This window comes from Pseudomonas sp. 67(2021) (assembly GCF_017491835.1).
GTDB lineage: Bacteria > Pseudomonadota > Gammaproteobacteria > Pseudomonadales > Pseudomonadaceae > Aquipseudomonas > Aquipseudomonas atacamensis.
On record NZ_JAFGYL010000002.1, the window covers coordinates 197,491 to 212,667 of the forward strand.

General features: G+C 60.0%; 14 protein-coding genes. 8 read left to right on the forward strand and 6 right to left on the reverse strand.

The window, feature by feature from the left end; all coding sequences use genetic code 11:
• Nucleotides 1–134: 134 nt before the first annotated feature.
• A complete protein-coding gene (locus J5M66_RS04525; RefSeq protein ID WP_207807296.1) occupies nt 135–830 on the reverse strand; it encodes a B3/4 domain-containing protein in 696 nt (231 codons plus the stop codon).
• Between the two features lie 46 nt (nt 831–876).
• On the opposite strand from J5M66_RS04525, the gene J5M66_RS04530 reads away from it, so the two are divergent.
• Nucleotides 877–1,503 (forward strand): helix-turn-helix domain-containing protein, encoded by a 627-nt coding sequence (locus J5M66_RS04530; RefSeq protein WP_207807297.1) that lies wholly within the window; start codon nt 877–879, stop codon nt 1,501–1,503.
• Between the two features lie 70 nt (nt 1,504–1,573).
• On the opposite strand, the gene J5M66_RS04535 is transcribed toward J5M66_RS04530, so the two are convergent.
• The 3 genes from J5M66_RS04535 to J5M66_RS04545 all read right to left on the reverse strand — a co-directional run bounded on the left by J5M66_RS04535 (nt 1,574) and on the right by J5M66_RS04545 (nt 3,604).
• On the reverse strand, nt 1,574–1,774 hold the full coding sequence (locus J5M66_RS04535) for a hypothetical protein (RefSeq protein WP_207807298.1): 201 nt from the start codon (nt 1,772–1,774) through the stop codon (nt 1,574–1,576).
• Nucleotides 1,775–1,918: 144 nt separating this feature from the next.
• Nucleotides 1,919–2,548, reverse strand: coding sequence for an isochorismate family cysteine hydrolase YcaC (ycaC, locus tag J5M66_RS04540; RefSeq protein WP_016774235.1), 630 nt, complete (start codon nt 2,546–2,548; stop codon nt 1,919–1,921).
• A 129-nt stretch (nt 2,549–2,677) separates the two neighbouring features.
• Nucleotides 2,678–3,604, reverse strand: coding sequence for a Gfo/Idh/MocA family oxidoreductase (locus J5M66_RS04545; protein WP_207807299.1), 927 nt, complete (start codon nt 3,602–3,604; stop codon nt 2,678–2,680).
• A gap of 274 nt (nt 3,605–3,878) precedes the next feature.
• On the opposite strand from J5M66_RS04545, the gene J5M66_RS04550 reads away from it, so the two are divergent.
• The 5 genes from J5M66_RS04550 to J5M66_RS04570 all read left to right on the forward strand — a co-directional run bounded on the left by J5M66_RS04550 (nt 3,879) and on the right by J5M66_RS04570 (nt 6,181).
• Nucleotides 3,879–4,484: an SCO family protein gene (locus tag J5M66_RS04550; protein ID WP_016774221.1), complete on the forward strand. Its 606-nt coding sequence runs from the start codon at nt 3,879–3,881 to the stop codon at nt 4,482–4,484.
• Nucleotides 4,484–4,963 (forward strand): copper chaperone PCu(A)C, encoded by a 480-nt coding sequence (locus J5M66_RS04555; RefSeq protein WP_056784698.1) that lies wholly within the window; start codon nt 4,484–4,486, stop codon nt 4,961–4,963. The genes J5M66_RS04550 and J5M66_RS04555 overlap by 1 nt, the downstream gene beginning before the upstream one ends.
• Before the next feature lie 165 nt (nt 4,964–5,128).
• Nucleotides 5,129–5,503: a hypothetical protein gene (locus J5M66_RS04560; RefSeq protein WP_123441672.1), complete on the forward strand. Its 375-nt coding sequence runs from the start codon at nt 5,129–5,131 to the stop codon at nt 5,501–5,503.
• Complete coding sequence (locus J5M66_RS04565; RefSeq protein WP_125926181.1) at nt 5,500–5,739, forward strand: helix-turn-helix transcriptional regulator; 240 nt, start codon at nt 5,500–5,502, stop codon at nt 5,737–5,739. The genes J5M66_RS04560 and J5M66_RS04565 overlap by 4 nt, the downstream gene beginning before the upstream one ends.
• A 124-nt stretch (nt 5,740–5,863) precedes the next feature.
• The gene (locus J5M66_RS04570; protein ID WP_130888653.1) at nt 5,864–6,181 is read left to right on the forward strand and encodes a hypothetical protein; all 318 of its coding nucleotides are present in this window, start codon (nt 5,864–5,866) and stop codon (nt 6,179–6,181) included.
• Nucleotides 6,182–6,283: 102 nt separating this feature from the next.
• Here J5M66_RS04570 and J5M66_RS04575 read toward each other — a convergent pair whose 3' ends face one another.
• The gene (locus J5M66_RS04575) at nt 6,284–7,300 is read right to left on the reverse strand and encodes an ABC transporter substrate-binding protein (protein WP_207807300.1); all 1,017 of its coding nucleotides are present in this window, start codon (nt 7,298–7,300) and stop codon (nt 6,284–6,286) included.
• 327 nt (nt 7,301–7,627) lie between these two features.
• On the opposite strand from J5M66_RS04575, the gene J5M66_RS04580 reads away from it, so the two are divergent.
• Both J5M66_RS04580 and katG read left to right on the forward strand, forming a co-directional pair.
• Nucleotides 7,628–9,838, forward strand: a complete 2,211-nt coding sequence (locus J5M66_RS04580; RefSeq protein ID WP_207807301.1) for an LTA synthase family protein — start codon at nt 7,628–7,630, stop codon at nt 9,836–9,838.
• 218 nt (nt 9,839–10,056) lie between these two features.
• Nucleotides 10,057–12,333 carry a catalase/peroxidase HPI gene (katG, locus tag J5M66_RS04585; RefSeq protein ID WP_207807302.1) on the forward strand — a complete coding sequence of 759 codons (2,277 nt, stop codon included), beginning with the start codon at nt 10,057–10,059 and terminating at the stop codon, nt 12,331–12,333.
• Nucleotides 12,334–12,515: 182 nt separating this feature from the next.
• On the opposite strand, the gene pepN is transcribed toward katG, so the two are convergent.
• Complete coding sequence (pepN, locus tag J5M66_RS04590; protein WP_207807303.1) at nt 12,516–15,173, reverse strand: aminopeptidase N; 2,658 nt, start codon at nt 15,171–15,173, stop codon at nt 12,516–12,518.
• Nucleotides 15,174–15,177: the final 4 nt, after the last annotated feature.

The window sequence follows — 15,177 nt, forward strand, 5'->3', positions numbered from 1 at the left end:
GGGAGCCAGCTTGCTCGCGAAAGCGGTGGATCAGCCGGCAAAGATGTTGAATGTGCCGCCGCCTTCGCGAGCAGGCTCGCTCCCACAGGGAATCGCGGTGCCGCTGACGAAACGGGCTGGCACTCATATCCAACCTAACGCGCTTCCGGCCCGATCAACATGCTTTCGATCTCGGCGCCGGGCATCATTTGCTGCAGGCCTTCGATGAGCTTGTCGCCGGCCTCGGTCAGCGCTTCCAGCGGCATCGCCGGCAGGCTTTCGAGGATGAACCACATGTGCTGCGCCTGCGCATCGAGGCGGGTTCGCACGCCTTGGCGCCAGTTCCAGCGCCGGCAGGTCACGCCTTGGTCATCGCGCCAGACCACTTCGCCGGCGTCCGGGAATTCATGCGCGGGCTGGCCTTCTTTCATCGTGTCGAACGGTTCGCTGCCATCGGCGACGACCAGACGCGGTGAGCCTATGTAGGCTTGCGCATTCTCGCCGCCGACCGGAATCGCGTACTCGAGGCTGATGGCGTTGTACAGATCAACCACCGGATCGATGCTCGGCAATTCGCCGTCGCGCAACACCCGTTTGCGCAGAGCCTCGGCCGAGCACGGCGTGCGCTGCGGCTTGGCACCGAACTGGCGAAACACGTCCGCCCAGGCCTGCAAGTGCGCGGGCGCCCATGCCGGGCCACCGTTGGCGACGATCTGACAGGCTTTGGCCAGTGCTTCACCGGCCACGTATGCCTGAGTAATCGGCGCCGCTTGCACGACAATACTCAGCGCTCTGAAGCCCGGCGCGAGTTGCGCAACAGCCGGATCGATTGACGGCACGACAGACAGCATCCCAGAATCCCCCTCATACCCGAATTTCAAACGATGCTAGCGATCAATGACCAATAAAGTCAATATATCGACCGAAGCCGGCGCCGACGTCGAGACCGTCAGCGCGGCGGTGTCGCGCACGCTCAAACAGGCGCGCAAACAACAGGGCATCACCCTCGACGAACTGTCCCGACGCTCGGGCGTGAGCAAAGGCATGGTGGTCGAGATCGAGAAAGGCTCGGCCAACCCAAGCATCGCGACATTGTGCAAAATCGCCGCGGCGCTGGGCTTGTCCGTGGCGGACTTCGTCAATGTCGCCGACACCCCGGCGGCGCATCTGATCGACAGTGAGGACATCCCCACGCTATGGACCGGTGAACTGGGCGGATCGGCACGACTGCTGGCCGGCACCAGCGGCCCGAATATGCTCGAGTTGTGGCGCTGGGAGTTGTTTCCCGGCGAGTCGTTTTCTTCGGCGGGACATCCGAATGGCACCACCGAGTTGTTTCATGTTGAGAAAGGCACGTTGCATCTGAAAGTTGGCGATGCCGAGCTGATTGTCGGGCCTGGGTGTTCGGCGGTAGCGCGGACGGATGTGGCGCATGGATATGCCAACCATGGGCGAGCGAAACTGGTTTTCACGATGTCGGTGACTGAACTGCATCAGGGTGCCAGGGAAAGCCCCTCACCCTAGCCCTCTCCCCGAGGAGAGGGAACTGTCCGGGTTGACCATCACAGCGAGCGTTCCCCTTCAAACTGCACGGTCAGCGTGACGGCGGATGCTCCGTCGAAACCGAATTGGCCGCATCCACATCCGACATGTCTTCTTCTACAGGCGCCTCATCGTCCGGCGGCAAAGGCACCTCGGAGTTTTCGCGCTTGGGATCGTGCCCGGTCTCGTTGTCGGTGGGGCGCGTCACGGCTTGTTGCGACTGGTTGCCCGGTGCGTTTTCATCAATGTCCATGTCGTTCTCCGAGGTGTTCAGCGATAGGTACCTGAACGTGTGAAATGCCCTTGCGTGACAAGTGCCCGACAATGGACGAACGGCGTTCTGTAGAAAACGCAAAAAGCCTGCTTTCGAGGCAGGCTTTCGCTTTGGATTTAACGCTTACTTCTGCTGCGTCAGCGCCGAGTAGCTGTTCATCAGGTTGCGGTAGTTGGGAATGCGCTGCGACAACAGATTGCCCAGGCCTTCAATGTCATTGCGCCAGTCGCGGTGCAGCTCACAGGCCACCGAGAACCAGTTCATCATCTGCGCGCCGGCCTGAGTCATGCGACTCCATGCGGCTTGCTGCACGGTGGTGTTGAAGGTGCCGGACGCATCAGTCACCACAAACACATCAAAACCTTCCGCCAGCGCCGACAGGGTCGGGAACGCTACACAGACATCCGTGACCACACCGGCAATGATGATCTGCTTGCGCCCGGTGGCCTTGATTGCCTTGACGAAGTCTTCGTTGTCCCAAGCGTTGATCTGGCCTGGACGAGCGATGTACGGCGCGTCCGGGAACATCTCTTTCAGCTCCGGTACCAGCGGGCCGTTCGGGCCTTGTTCGAAGCTGGTGGTGAGGATGGTTGGCAGGTCAAAGAACTTGGCCAGATCCGCCAGCGCCAGCACGTTGTTCTTGAACTCGTTCGGCGAGAAGTCCTGCACCAGCGAGATCAGACCGGTCTGGTGGTCAACCAGCAGCACGATAGCGTCGTCTTTGTTCAGGCGGTTGTAGGTTGGAGTGGTCATGGTGTGCGTCCCTTTTCAAGTTTGAAGTTTTGTCGTTGCGTTCAAGTTGGGTACAGATTACTGACGCACAGCAAAGGGATAAATCGGCTGAAAAGCGTTTCACCGTCCACTCAAACGGGACAATCCACTTCAATCGTAGAACGGCTCAACCAACGTCCGACTCCCGACAAAGAAACTGTCCGCCACCAGGCGCAACGGTTGCAGATCCAGGTCGCTGGCCTTGTCGCTGATCAATTGCTGGAAGTGGCGGTAGACCGCTGCGTACTCGCCCTCCTCCGAGACGCTTTGGCGCACGCCGTCGATGCTCAGCACCGCGCCGCCATTGTCCAGGCGCAGAACGCCCTCGGTGCAACGGATTTCGATGCTCCACAGTTCGTCATGGCCATGGTCGAAATCGAACTCGGCGCGTACGGCGAGCTGATGCGCATCAGACATTTTGATCGAGGCGGCAATCGGCGACTGGCAGTTGCTCGGCACGCGCAGTTCGGCGGCTTCGACAAACAGCGGCAGCGCCAGCAGGTGGGTGACGATCGACAAGGCGTTGATGCCCGGGTCGAAGACGCCGAGGCCGCCCGGTTGCCAGATCCATGCCTGACCCGGATGCCACTTGCGCACGTCTTCCTTCCAGTCGATCTGCACGCTTTGCAGGGTGCGGCCGGCCAGCCAGTCGCGGGCGGCGGCGATGCCCGGTGCGTAGCGTGAATGCCAGGCGAACAAAGCGCTGACGCCTTGATCGGCGACTTGATCGACCAGGGCCATGGCCTCGCCCAATGTCGCACAGGGCGGTTTTTCCACGAGCACGTGCTTGCCGGCCGCCAACGCCTGTTGCACCAGTGCGAAGCGCCCCTGTGGCGGCGTGCAGAACGCAATTGCGTCGACAGTCGGGCCGTTTTCGAGCAGTTCGCCCAGCGATTGGAAGTTCTCCACCCCGGCGCAAGGTTTGCCTTGGGTTGCGACCGCCACCAACTGGAACGCCGGGTTGGCGAGGATGGCGGGAACGTGTTGATCCTGGGCGATCTTGCCGTAGCCCACCAGGCCGAGACGAATCGGTTGCATTACAGACTCCTGTTGTTGTTTTGGTCTTTGCAGCGCAGCGGCAAGAGTACGTGTTTCTGCGCTCGTCTCCAATCGTCATACTATTTAAATCAAAGTTTGGTCGCGGCGAACGCATGGCTTATTCGTCATTTCTTCTTACACCTTTTGTCGTCCGATCCCGCACCGCGCGGCGATCGGCAGCCGGCGATCAGCCTCAGTTTGCTATCATGCGGCGCTTTTACGGTTAACCCCTCGCCAGTCCTGCCGACTGGCGGGCTGCAAAAGGCGGTATTAGATGACGGCTTTGTTGACTCGCCGCAAGGTACTTGCGGGAATGGGCGTGCTCGGGCTCGGCCTGCTCGCCGGTTGCGATACCCGTGGCCAACTGTCGTACAAGTACGGCAAGGATCTGAGCGACAAGATCCTCGGACGCACCTTCAAGCTGAAGAATCCCGAAGGCGAAACCATGTCGCTGTCGAGCTTTCGCGGGATGATGCCGATGATCTTCTTCGGCTTCACCCAGTGCCCGGCCGTTTGCCCCACTACCCTGGCCCGCGCCGCACAGATCAAAAAACTGATGGGCCGCGACGGCGACCGTTTGCAAGTGGTATTCATCACCCTCGACCCGGAACGCGACACGCCGCAGATCCTCGACGCCTACGTCAAAGCCTTCGACCCGAGCTTCGTCGCGCTGTACGGCACGCTTGAGGAAACCAAGGCCACCGCCAAGGAATTCGACGTGTTCTACGAAAAAGTCCCGGCCGGCGACACCTACACCATCTCCCACACGTCCACCAGCTACGTCTACGACTCGCGTGGTGAGTTGCGCCTGGGCCTGTCCACTTCGCTGACAGCCCAAGAGTGCACGGAAGATTTGCTTACTGTTATGGAGGTCTGCTGATGCATCCCGTTCTGAATCACCTCAAACGCACCGTATGTGCACTGTCCCTGCTCGGCCTGGCCTTCCAGGCGTCGGCGCAGACCAAAGTCGACGATGCCTGGGTCCGTGCCACCGTGCCGACCCAGTCCGCCAGTGGCGCGTTCATGACCGTCACTGCCGACAGCGACAGCAAACTGCTCAGCGTTGCCTCGCCAGTGGCCAAGGACGTTCAGATTCATGAAATGAGCATGAAGAACGATGTGATGACCATGGGCCCGGTGAAGTCGGTTGAGTTGCCTGCCGGCAAAGCCGTGAGCTTCGATCCGAACGGCTACCACGTCATGCTGATGGGCCTGACCGGTCAGTTGAAGGAAGGCGAAAACGTGCCGCTGACCCTGACCGTGGAAAACGCCAAGGGCGAGAAAGAAACCATTGAAGTCAAGGCACCGGTCCGCGCGCTGACCAACATGGGCGGCCACGATCACAGCAAGATGCATTGATCGCTGACTGAAAGACTGTTCGCCTGACAGAAAAACGGGGCGGCCTGATCGATGATCAGGCCGCCCCGTTTTTTATGAAAACGATGCTCTGACGCATGGAAAGCTTGCTTTACATAAGCGAAGATTTCGATGAGGATGTAAAGGGTCTTTTACAGGGAGTTGAACATGAATCGCTATTACCTCGAAATGGGCGCCGCATTGACGCTGTACACGCTCGTGCTGATCGCCTCGGTGGTTGCCAGCCAACATTTTCTGGACGCCCATCTGCTGTTGCGTTCAGCCGTCGCGCTGGCGCCGATGATCCCCGCCGGATTGATGTGCTGGGCTATCGTGCGCAACCTGCGGCGCCTGGATGAAATGCACCTGCGCATCCAGTTTGAAGCGCTGGGCTTTGCCTTCGCCGCTTCCGCGTTACTGACGTTCAGCTATGGCTTTCTCGAAAATATCGGCGCCCCGCACATACCGTGGACCTGCGTATGGCCGGTGATGGCCGCGATGTGGATCCTCGGTCTGCAAATCGCCCGACGTCGCTATCAATGAAAAATCACCTCAAGGCGCTGCGCGCCGAGCGCAAGTGGTCACAGGTCGATCTGGCGGAGCGCTTGAACGTCTCGCGCCAGACCATCAACGCCATCGAAAATGAACGCTACGACCCGAGCCTGCCGCTGGCGTTTCAGATCGCGCGAACGTTTGGATTGGCCATTGAAAGTATTTTCGAGGATCCGGAAGCAGAATCCGATTCGCAAACTGCTGTGAGGGGTGGCAAACAGCCGTAGTTGATTTCGATTCATGCTAAAAACTGTCAACTTTTACAGTGTTGCATCGATGCCATGCGCCCTATCCTGCCTACTCCCGGCAATGATTGTAGGGGTCTCATTGATCAGATGGAGCATTGCAAAGATGACTAGCACAGTAGCCTTTCCTTTTAAGTTCCAAGGGTTGAATGCCGAGAAAACCGAGATTTCGCTATCCAGGATCAGCGACATCGGCGCGCAGATAACGCCGACGGAGCAAATGACCCGTCTCAATCTGAATTTCACTTTTGCCGACGGCAGCAGTCTGAGTACCGATATTGTTCCCAGCGCAAACGTGACAGAAACTTACGGAATCGTTCCCCGCTGGGGTCTGGAGCGCAGCAAAAACAATTCGGTCACCTGTACGTTCCGCTGGTGGCCCGACAACCAAGTTTTCCAGAGCACATTCAAGGTCGTTGCATGATGGTTCGGGACGGCTGTCCGGCAACGGACAGCCATTACTCAGCAGCATGAAGCGTCAACCAAGCTCGGCAGCGTAAGGCCACAGGATCCTGCTGCACTCGCCTCAACTCCCCGCACCACCATGCGCCTCTTCAAAGAAGTAATCCTTCCAGCTCCCCGCCTTGTTTTTCAACACACCCAGTTCCTGCAATTTCTCGGCGTAGATGAACGTGCGTTGCGGTACGACGGTGAAGTCGATCTCCGGGTCTTTGACGATTTGCTCGACCAGGGCCAGCGGCAGTTTCGATTGCTCTACACGGATGTAGGCTTGGGCGGCGGCGGGTTTGTCGGCTTTGATGATGTTCTCCGCTTCCGCCAGTGCGTCGTAGAACGCCTTGTAGGTTTTCGGGTTTTCGTCGTGGAATTTTTCCGTGGTGTAGAGCACGTTGAACGTCGCCGGGCCGCCGAGGATGTCGTAGGAGCTGAGCACTTTATGCACGTTGGGGTTTTGCAGCGCCTGGTACTGGAACGGTGGGCTGGAGAAATGCGAGTTGATTTCCGAGCCGCCAGCGATCAGCGCAGCGGTGGCGTCCGGGTGCGGCAGGCTGACCGAAATGTTGTCGAACTTCTTGAACTGGTCGTCACCGAATTGCCTGGCGGTTTCAATCTGCAGGGTACGCGACTGGAAGCCTACGCCTGCGGCCGGCACGGCGATACGGTCCTTGTCGCTGAAGTCCTTGAGGGTTTTGATCTTCGGGTTGTTGGTCAGCAGGTAATTGGGCATCGACCCCAGCGCGGCGATGGCTTTGACGTTCTGCTTGCCCTTGGTGCGATCCCACACGGTGAGCATCGGCGGCACGCCGGCCGAGACGACGTCCAGCGCTCCGGTGAGCAGCGCCTCATTCATGGCCGTAGCGCCGGAAATGCTGTTCCAGTCGACCTTGATCTCCAGGCCCTGGGCCTTGCCGTGTTTCTCGATCAGCTGTTGATCGCGCACGACATCGAGGATTAGATAACCGATACCGAATTGCTGGGCGATGCTGATCTTGCCCTCGGCCCGGGCGCCGCTACTGAACAGCGCACCCGCTGCCAGAGTAGCGGCCAACAGAGTCAGCGCAGAACGTTTGAACGGTGTGGCCATGACAACCTCGCAGCATGGGGGTGGGCTGAAAGGCATGACTTTATAGCTATAAAAAAAGTAAATTAAATATCTTTATCGAATATCGATAGCACTCCGCGATTTAGCGTCTGCTGCTGAAATTCAGGAGCAGTGGATGGACCTACAACAGTCTGAAACAAAAAACTGCCCCTCCGAAAAACGGCCATACGTCCCACAACCCACGCCCGCTATGGGCACGCGCCGTTTCAGCGATCGCCAGCCGCAGGTTTTAAAAGCCGATCAGCCTTTCTGCCCTTGGTATCATCACCCACACTTTTTTGACCCTTTGATGACAAGCAGGCCTTTTTTGTGAGCGCTCTTTTCAACTGGCTGCGGCGGCCGAATGCCCGCCTTCTTTCTCTCATCGTTCTGGTATTGGTCGTGCCGGTGTGCCTGCGGGCGGCGCTGGGCTGGTCAAACCCGCTGGGCTTTTTGTCGGATCTGGCCGTCGGCAGTTTGCTGGTGGTAACGCTGCATCGCCGCGCATGGTGGCTGGCCTTGCCGGTGCTGATGTTCTGGGCGCTGCTGGCGATCGCCACGGCAGAATTGGTCAGCGCCGTCGGCCGCCTGCCGACGCCTTCGGATATTCACTACCTGATCGACCCGCAATTCGTTGAAAACTCCACTGGCGGCGGACTTGCGCACCCTGCCCTGGCCATGGCTTTGCTGGGTGCCCTGGCGTTCTGGCTGCTGACTCAGTTTGTTGGTCGCGGCTTGTCTCGCCCTGCTCTCCCTCGCTCCGTCTGGGCCGCGCCTATTGTGTTGTTCGCCGCCCATTGGGGCGCGCAAAACCTGTGGCCGAATGACGGCGACGCCTGGCGCCTGTACAACCTGCCGCATCAGTTGCTCGCCAGTGAAGTCGCCGACCTGCAGATCCAGGCCGAGGAATGGCTCGACGGCGACGTTGAAGAACCCACACCGGCGATGGCCGGGCTCACCGACGTCGATCTCAATGGCCAGAAGCTGCTCGCCGCGCCGGGGCAGGCGCGCAACGTATTGATCATCGCTTTGGAAGGCATTCCCGGCGCCTACATCCGCGCCAACCGCGAGGCGATCGGCACTCACTATCAGGAAGACCTGATGCCCAACCTCAGCCGCTGGGCCGAGCGCGGCATGAACACCCCGGATTACGTGCTGCACACCCATCAGACCATTCGCGGTCTATACGCCATGCTGTGCGGTGACTACGACAAGCTCAACAATGGCACGCCCAAAGGCGTGGAAATGCTCACCCTCAACGAACGCAATCAGGCCTGCCTGCCGGCACAATTGCGCGAGCACGGCTTCAGCACTCATTACTTGCAGGGCGCCGGCCTGCGCTTCATGGCCAAAGACAAGATCATGCCGCACATCGGTTTCGATGCGACCCATGGTCTGGAATGGTTCAGCAACAGCAACTACCTGGAGTTCCCGTGGGGCAAGGATGACAGGGCATTTTTCGAAGGCGCGCTGGATTACGTCGGCCAACTGAAGAAGCTAAAACAGCCGTGGATGCTCACGCTGCTGACGGTCGGCACCCATCAGCCCTACTCGGCACCGGACGATTATCTGCAGCGTTATGAGACACCCAAGCAGGCTGCCGTCGGTTATCTCGACGATGCGCTGGATCAGTTTCTTGCCGGACTTGAGCGCCAGGGCGTTCTCAAGGAAACGCTGGTAGTGATCACCTCGGATGAATCCCACGGCATCGACGGCGTGCGGCTGGCCTCCTCGTGGGGTTTCAACCTGACCCTGGCACCGGAGCAGGCGCAACTGCCGCGCCTGAACGCCGGGGTCTATGGTCACGTCGATCTGAGCACCTCGATCCTTGACTATTTCGACCTGCCGGTGCCGACTGCGCTGAGCGGCCGCTCGCTGTTTCGCGACTACGATTCGGGGCGCGAAATCATGTCGTTCACCAACGGCAAGCTGCGCTACCACGACGGCGAGGGCATCTTCTCCGAATGCGACCTGCCGCGCCGCTGCCGCTACTACCAAAGCACCGGCTTTATCGCCGAAAGCGCTACTTACAAAGGCACCTACAGCGGCCATCCGGCCCGGCAGATCGCCGCGCGCGCCGATGCCCTCGACTTGTCCCTGTTGCGCACACCGCTCAATCATCGCTACCAGTTCGGCAGCAACAACATCATCCCCCTGCAAGCGCAGATCAAGGATGACTGGGCCGACAACCTGATCGGCGCGCAATACCTGGAAATGCCCAAAGGCTCGCACACCCGCGTGCGCCTGACCGTGCGCTCGGTCGATCCGCAGCAGGCGGCGTACATTCAGCTCAAGGCCAAGCAATTCGAACAGGACGTGCAACTGGGCCTGCCTACGGAAATGGTCGCCACGGCGGACCAGCCACTGGAGTTGGACTTCAGCTTTGAAAACCCCCAGCCGCGCAAGGCGTTCTCGTTTCATTTGCTGGGGTATGGCAATGGCGCGGTTGAAGTCAGCGACTTCAGCGTCATCACCGAACTTCCCGGCCAGGAAGACATCCTCGACGACGTGCCAGAGGACGACACCGCACAATCGAGCTAACCCCTGTAGGAGCTGCCGAAGGCTGCGATCTTTGCTTTTGATTTTTTGGTGAACAAAGATCAAAAGATCGCAGCCTTCGGCAGCTCCTACCTGTGCGGTGAAAGAGTTTGCCTATCGGTATCCAATAGTCGGGCTATTAGCCGACTTGCCAACTCGGGTCTAGCCTTACCAGTCCGAAGTCGGCACGAGCCGGCCGCAGACCTGATAGGGATACGAACATGGCAAACGAATCGAAATGCCCGTTCAACCACGCCGCCGGCGGCGGTACGACGAACCGTGACTGGTGGCCGAATCAACTCAATCTGAAAATCCTCAGCCAGCATTCCCCCAAGTCCGATCCGCTGGGCCAGGACTTCGACTACGCCAAAGCCTTCAAAAGCCTCGATTTTCAGGCGTTGAAACAAGACATCAGAGCGCTGATGACTGACTCCCAGGACTGGTGGCCGGCCGACTTCGGCCATTACGGCCCGCTGTTCGTGCGCATGGCCTGGCACAGCGCCGGGACCTATCGCACCGCCGATGGCCGTGGTGGCGCCGGCTCCGGGCAGCAACGCTTCGCCCCGCTCAACAGTTGGCCGGACAACGTCAGCCTCGACAAGGCCCGCCGCCTGCTGTGGCCGATCAAGCAGAAATACGGACGCAACATTTCCTGGGCTGACTTGATCGTGCTTACCGGCAACGTCGCGCTGGAATCCATGGGCTTCAAGACCTTCGGTTTTTCCGGGGGCCGCGCCGATGTCTGGGAACCGGATGAAGACGTGTACTGGGGGTCGGAAACCGAGTGGCTGGGTGGCGATAACCGTTACGGCAAGAGCAATGGCCCGGTGCAAGAGCCCGGCGACGGCACGCTGGTGGCTGAGCCCGATCTGCATGGCCGTGAAGAAAGCCGTACCGATCAGGGCGAACGCAATCTGGAAAATCCCCTCGCCGCCGTGCAAATGGGCCTGATCTACGTCAACCCTGAAGGCCCTGAAGGCAATCCGGACCCGGTGGCCTCGGCCAAGGATATTCGCGAAACCTTCGGCCGCATGGCCATGAACGACGAAGAAACCGTGGCGCTGATCGCCGGCGGCCACGCGTTCGGCAAGACCCACGGCGCCGGCCCGGCCGACAATGTCGGCCCAGAGCCGGAAGCGGCCGGTCTGGAGCAACAGGGTCTGGGCTGGAAAAACGCCTTCGGCACCGGTAAAGGCGCCGACACCATCACCAGTGGTCTGGAAGTGACCTGGACCACCACACCAACGCAGTGGAGCAACAACTATCTGGAAAACCTGTTCGGCTTCGAGTGGGAGCTGACCAAAAGCCCGGCGGGCGCCAATCAGTGGCAACCGAAAAACGGCGCGGGTGCAGGCACCGTTCCCCACGCTCACGATCCGAACAAGAAGCTCTCGCCGACCATGCTCACCTCCGACCTGGCGTTGCGCTTCGATCCTGCTTATGAGCAGATCTCGCGGCGTTTCCTGGCCAATCCCGATCAGCTCGCCGACGCGTTCGCCCGTGCCTGGTACAAGCTGATCCATCGTGACATGGGTCCGCTCTCTCGCTACCTCGGCCCGGAAATGCCACAAGAGGAATTGCTCTGGCAAGACCCGCTGCCCGACGTAACGCACCCGCTGATCGATGACAGCGACGCCACGGCGCTGAAAAACAAGGTGCTGGCTTCAGGGTTGTCAGTGTCGCAACTGGTTTCGACCGCGTGGGCTGCAGCATCGACCTTCCGCGGTTCGGACAAGCGCGGTGGCGCCAACGGCGGACGCTTGCGTCTGGCCCCGCAGAAGTTCTGGCAGGCCAACCAGCCCGAGCAATTGGACAAGGTACTGAGCACACTGGAAGGCATTCAGAGCGAGTTCAACAACGGCGCCGCCGATGGCAAGAAAATCTCACTGGCGGACCTGATCGTCCTGGCCGGTAATGCCGGGGTGGAAAAAGCCGCGCAGAACGCCGGGCATTCAGTGTCGGTGCCGTTTTCACCGGGCCGCGTCGATGCTTCGCAGGAGCAGACCGATGTCGAATCGTTCGGCTTCCTCGAACCGATTGCCGATGGCTTCCGCAATTACAGCAAAGGAAAATACACGGTTGCGGCGGAAACCCTGCTGATCGACAAGGCGCAGTTGCTGACGCTCACGGCACCGGAAATGACCGTGCTGCTGGGTGGTTTGCGGGTATTGAACACCAATGTCGGCCAGACGCGGCATGGCGTGTTCACCGATAAAACCGAAACGCTGAGCAATGACTTCTTCACCCACCTGCTGGACATGGGCGTGGAGTGGACCCCAACGTCACGGGATGCCGATGAGTTTGAAGGCCGTGACCGCAAGACCGGGGCGCCAAAGTGGACGGCGACTCGGGTGGATCTGGTGTTCGGCTCGAATGCGCAATTGCGCGCGTTGGCCGAGGTGTACGCCAGTTCCGACGCGAAGGCGCAGTTCGTCAACGATTTCGTCAAGGCATGGACGAAGGTGATGAATCTGGATCGGTTTGATCTGCGTAAATAGCTGTTTGTTGTACCAATAAAAATGCCGCTCGTTGAGCGGCATTTTTTGTTGATCGTTCCCACGCTCCTCGTTGGAATGCAGCAAGGGACGCTCTGCGTCCCAAAGCCGACGCAGAGCGTCGAGAGAGGCATTCCCACGCAGAGCATGGGAACGATCAACTCGACGGTTCCTACCGGATCGGGTTACGCCAGGCTTTTGCTCACCACTTCATACACATCGCTGGACAGCGACCCGGACGCCAGAATCCGCTCCAGCTCGGCCTTCATCAGTGCCTGACGGGCGCTGTCGTATTTGCGCCAGCGGGTCAGCGGGGCCAGTTGGCGCGAGGCGATCTGCGGGTTGAAGCCGTTCAGTTCGATCACCAGATCGGCGAGGAAGCGATAACCGGAACCGTCCGCCGCGTGGAAGTTGATCAGGTTCTGCCCGGCGAACGCGCCGATCAATGCCCGCACCTTGTTCGGGTTCTTGATGTTGAACGCCGGGTGCTGCATCAACGCCTTCACCCGCTCCAAACCGCCCGGCAACGTGCTGCCGGCCTGCACGCTGAACCACTGATCCATGACCAGCGGATTGTCCTTGAAGTGCTCGGCGAAGCTGGCCAGGGCGAGGGCCTTCTGTTCTTCGAACGGCGAGTTGACCAGCACCGCCAGCGCAGTCAGGCGCTCGGTCATGTTGTCGGCAGTCTCGAACTGCTCCAGCGCCGCTGCCAACACTTCCGGCTTGCCGCTGAGCATAAGGTACGACAGGGCAATGTTCTGCAAGGCGCGCCGGGCGAAGTGCTCGGCCTCGGCGACGTACGGAGTCTTTTTCGAAAGATCGCGATTGGCCTGATAACGCAGCCACAGCGCTTCGAACAAGCCTTCGGCGAGTTGCTTGCGGGCGAACTCGCGAGCGACATGAATCGCTTGGACGTCAGCCACTTCGCTGATCTCGGTGAGATAGGCCTCACCCGGCAGCGAGAGCATTTCGGCAACCATCGCCTGATCCAGCGACTCGTCGGACAGCACCGTGCGCAGCGCCGACACCAAACGCGGATCGAGCTTCAGGCTCTCGCCTTTCTGATGCTGGCCGATCAACTCTTGAAGCACTTGCACCGACAGTTGCTGACCGGCATCCCAGCGATTGAAACCGTCGCTGTCGTGCTGCATCAGGAACATCAGTTGATCGCGGTTGTACGGGAAGCTCAATTTCACTGGCGCCGAGAAGCCGCGCAGCAGCGACGGCAACGGCTGTTCGTTGATGTCGACGAAAGTGAAGGTCTGCTCGGCTTCGGTCACCGAGATCACCCGAGTGGTGCCTTGTGCCGAGGCTTCGCCAGCCAGACGCAGAGCGATTTCATTGCCCTGGCTGTCGAGCAGGCCGAGCTCGACCGGGATCACGAACGGCAGTTTTTCCACCTTGTCCGGGGTCGGCGGGCAGCTCTGGCGGAAGGTCAGGCTGTAGGTTTTCGCCGCAGCGTCGTAGGACTCGCTGACGGCCAGACGCGGTGTGCCAGCCTGGCTGTACCAGCGTTTGAACTGGCTGAGATCAACGCCATTGGCATCTTCCATGGCCTTGACGAAGTCGTCGCAGGTCACGGCCTGGCCGTCGTGGCGTTGGAAGTACAGATCGCTGCCCTTACGGAAGCCTTCGGCGCCCAGCAAGGTGTGGATCATGCCGACCACTTCCGAGCCCTTTTCGTACACGGTCAGGGTGTAGAAGTTGGAAATCTCGATGAAGCTGTCCGGACGCACGGCGTGGGCCATCGGCCCGGCATCTTCGGCAAACTGGTGGGTACGCAGGTACGCCACGTCCTGAATGCGCTTGACCGTCGCCGAGTTCATGTCCGAGGAGAAACCGGCATCGCGGAACACCGTGAAGCCTTCCTTGAGCGACAACTGGAACCAGTCACGGCAGGTCACGCGGTTGCCCGACCAGTTGTGGAAGTATTCGTGGGCGACGATCGCCTCGACCCGCTGGTGCGCGGCGTCGGTGGCGGTTTCAGCGCGGGCCAGCACGGCGCTGGAGTTGAAGATATTGAGGCCCTTGTTCTCCATCGCGCCCATGTTGAAATCGTTGACGGCGACGATCATGAAAATGTCCAGATCGTACTCGCGACCGTAGACCTCTTCGTCCCAGCGCATGGACTTCTTCAGGCTGTTCATCGCGTGCTGGCACTTGTCGATGTTTTCCGGCTCGACATAAATGCGCAGCGCGACGTTGCGCTGGCTCATGGTGGTGAAGGTGTCTTCGACGCACCACAGATCACCGGCGACCAGCGCAAACAGATACGCCGGTTTCTTGAACGGGTCTTCCCAGGTCGCCCAGTGCCGGCCGTCTTCGCCGGGGCCGGAAGCGATCGGGTTACCGTTGGAGAGCAACACCGGGTAGCTGTGCTGTTCGGCCACGACGGTGGTGGTGAACTTGCTCATCACGTCCGGGCGGTCGAGGTAATAGGTGATCTTGCGAAAGCCTTCGGCCTCGCACTGGGTGCAGAACATCGTGCCGGACTTGTACAGGCCTTCCAGCGCGGTATTGGTTTCCGGGTGGATGCGTACGCTGGTGTCGAGGGTGAACGTTTCACTGGTCGGCTGCAGGGTCAGGTGACTGTCCGAGACTTGATAGTCAGCAGCGCTCAGCTCCCGGTCCGCCAGCGTCACCGACAGCAGCTCGAGTTGTTGGCCGTCGAGCACCAGCGGCGGCAGGCCGGCGCCGCGTTCCGGGTTGCGGCGCATCACCAGTTGCGCGTGAACCAGACTGTGGTCCTCGAACAACTCGAAGGTCAGGTGCGTTTCGTCGATCAGGTACTCGGGCGCCTGATAGTCCTTGAGGTAAATCATCTTCGGTTGTTCGGTGCGCATGCTG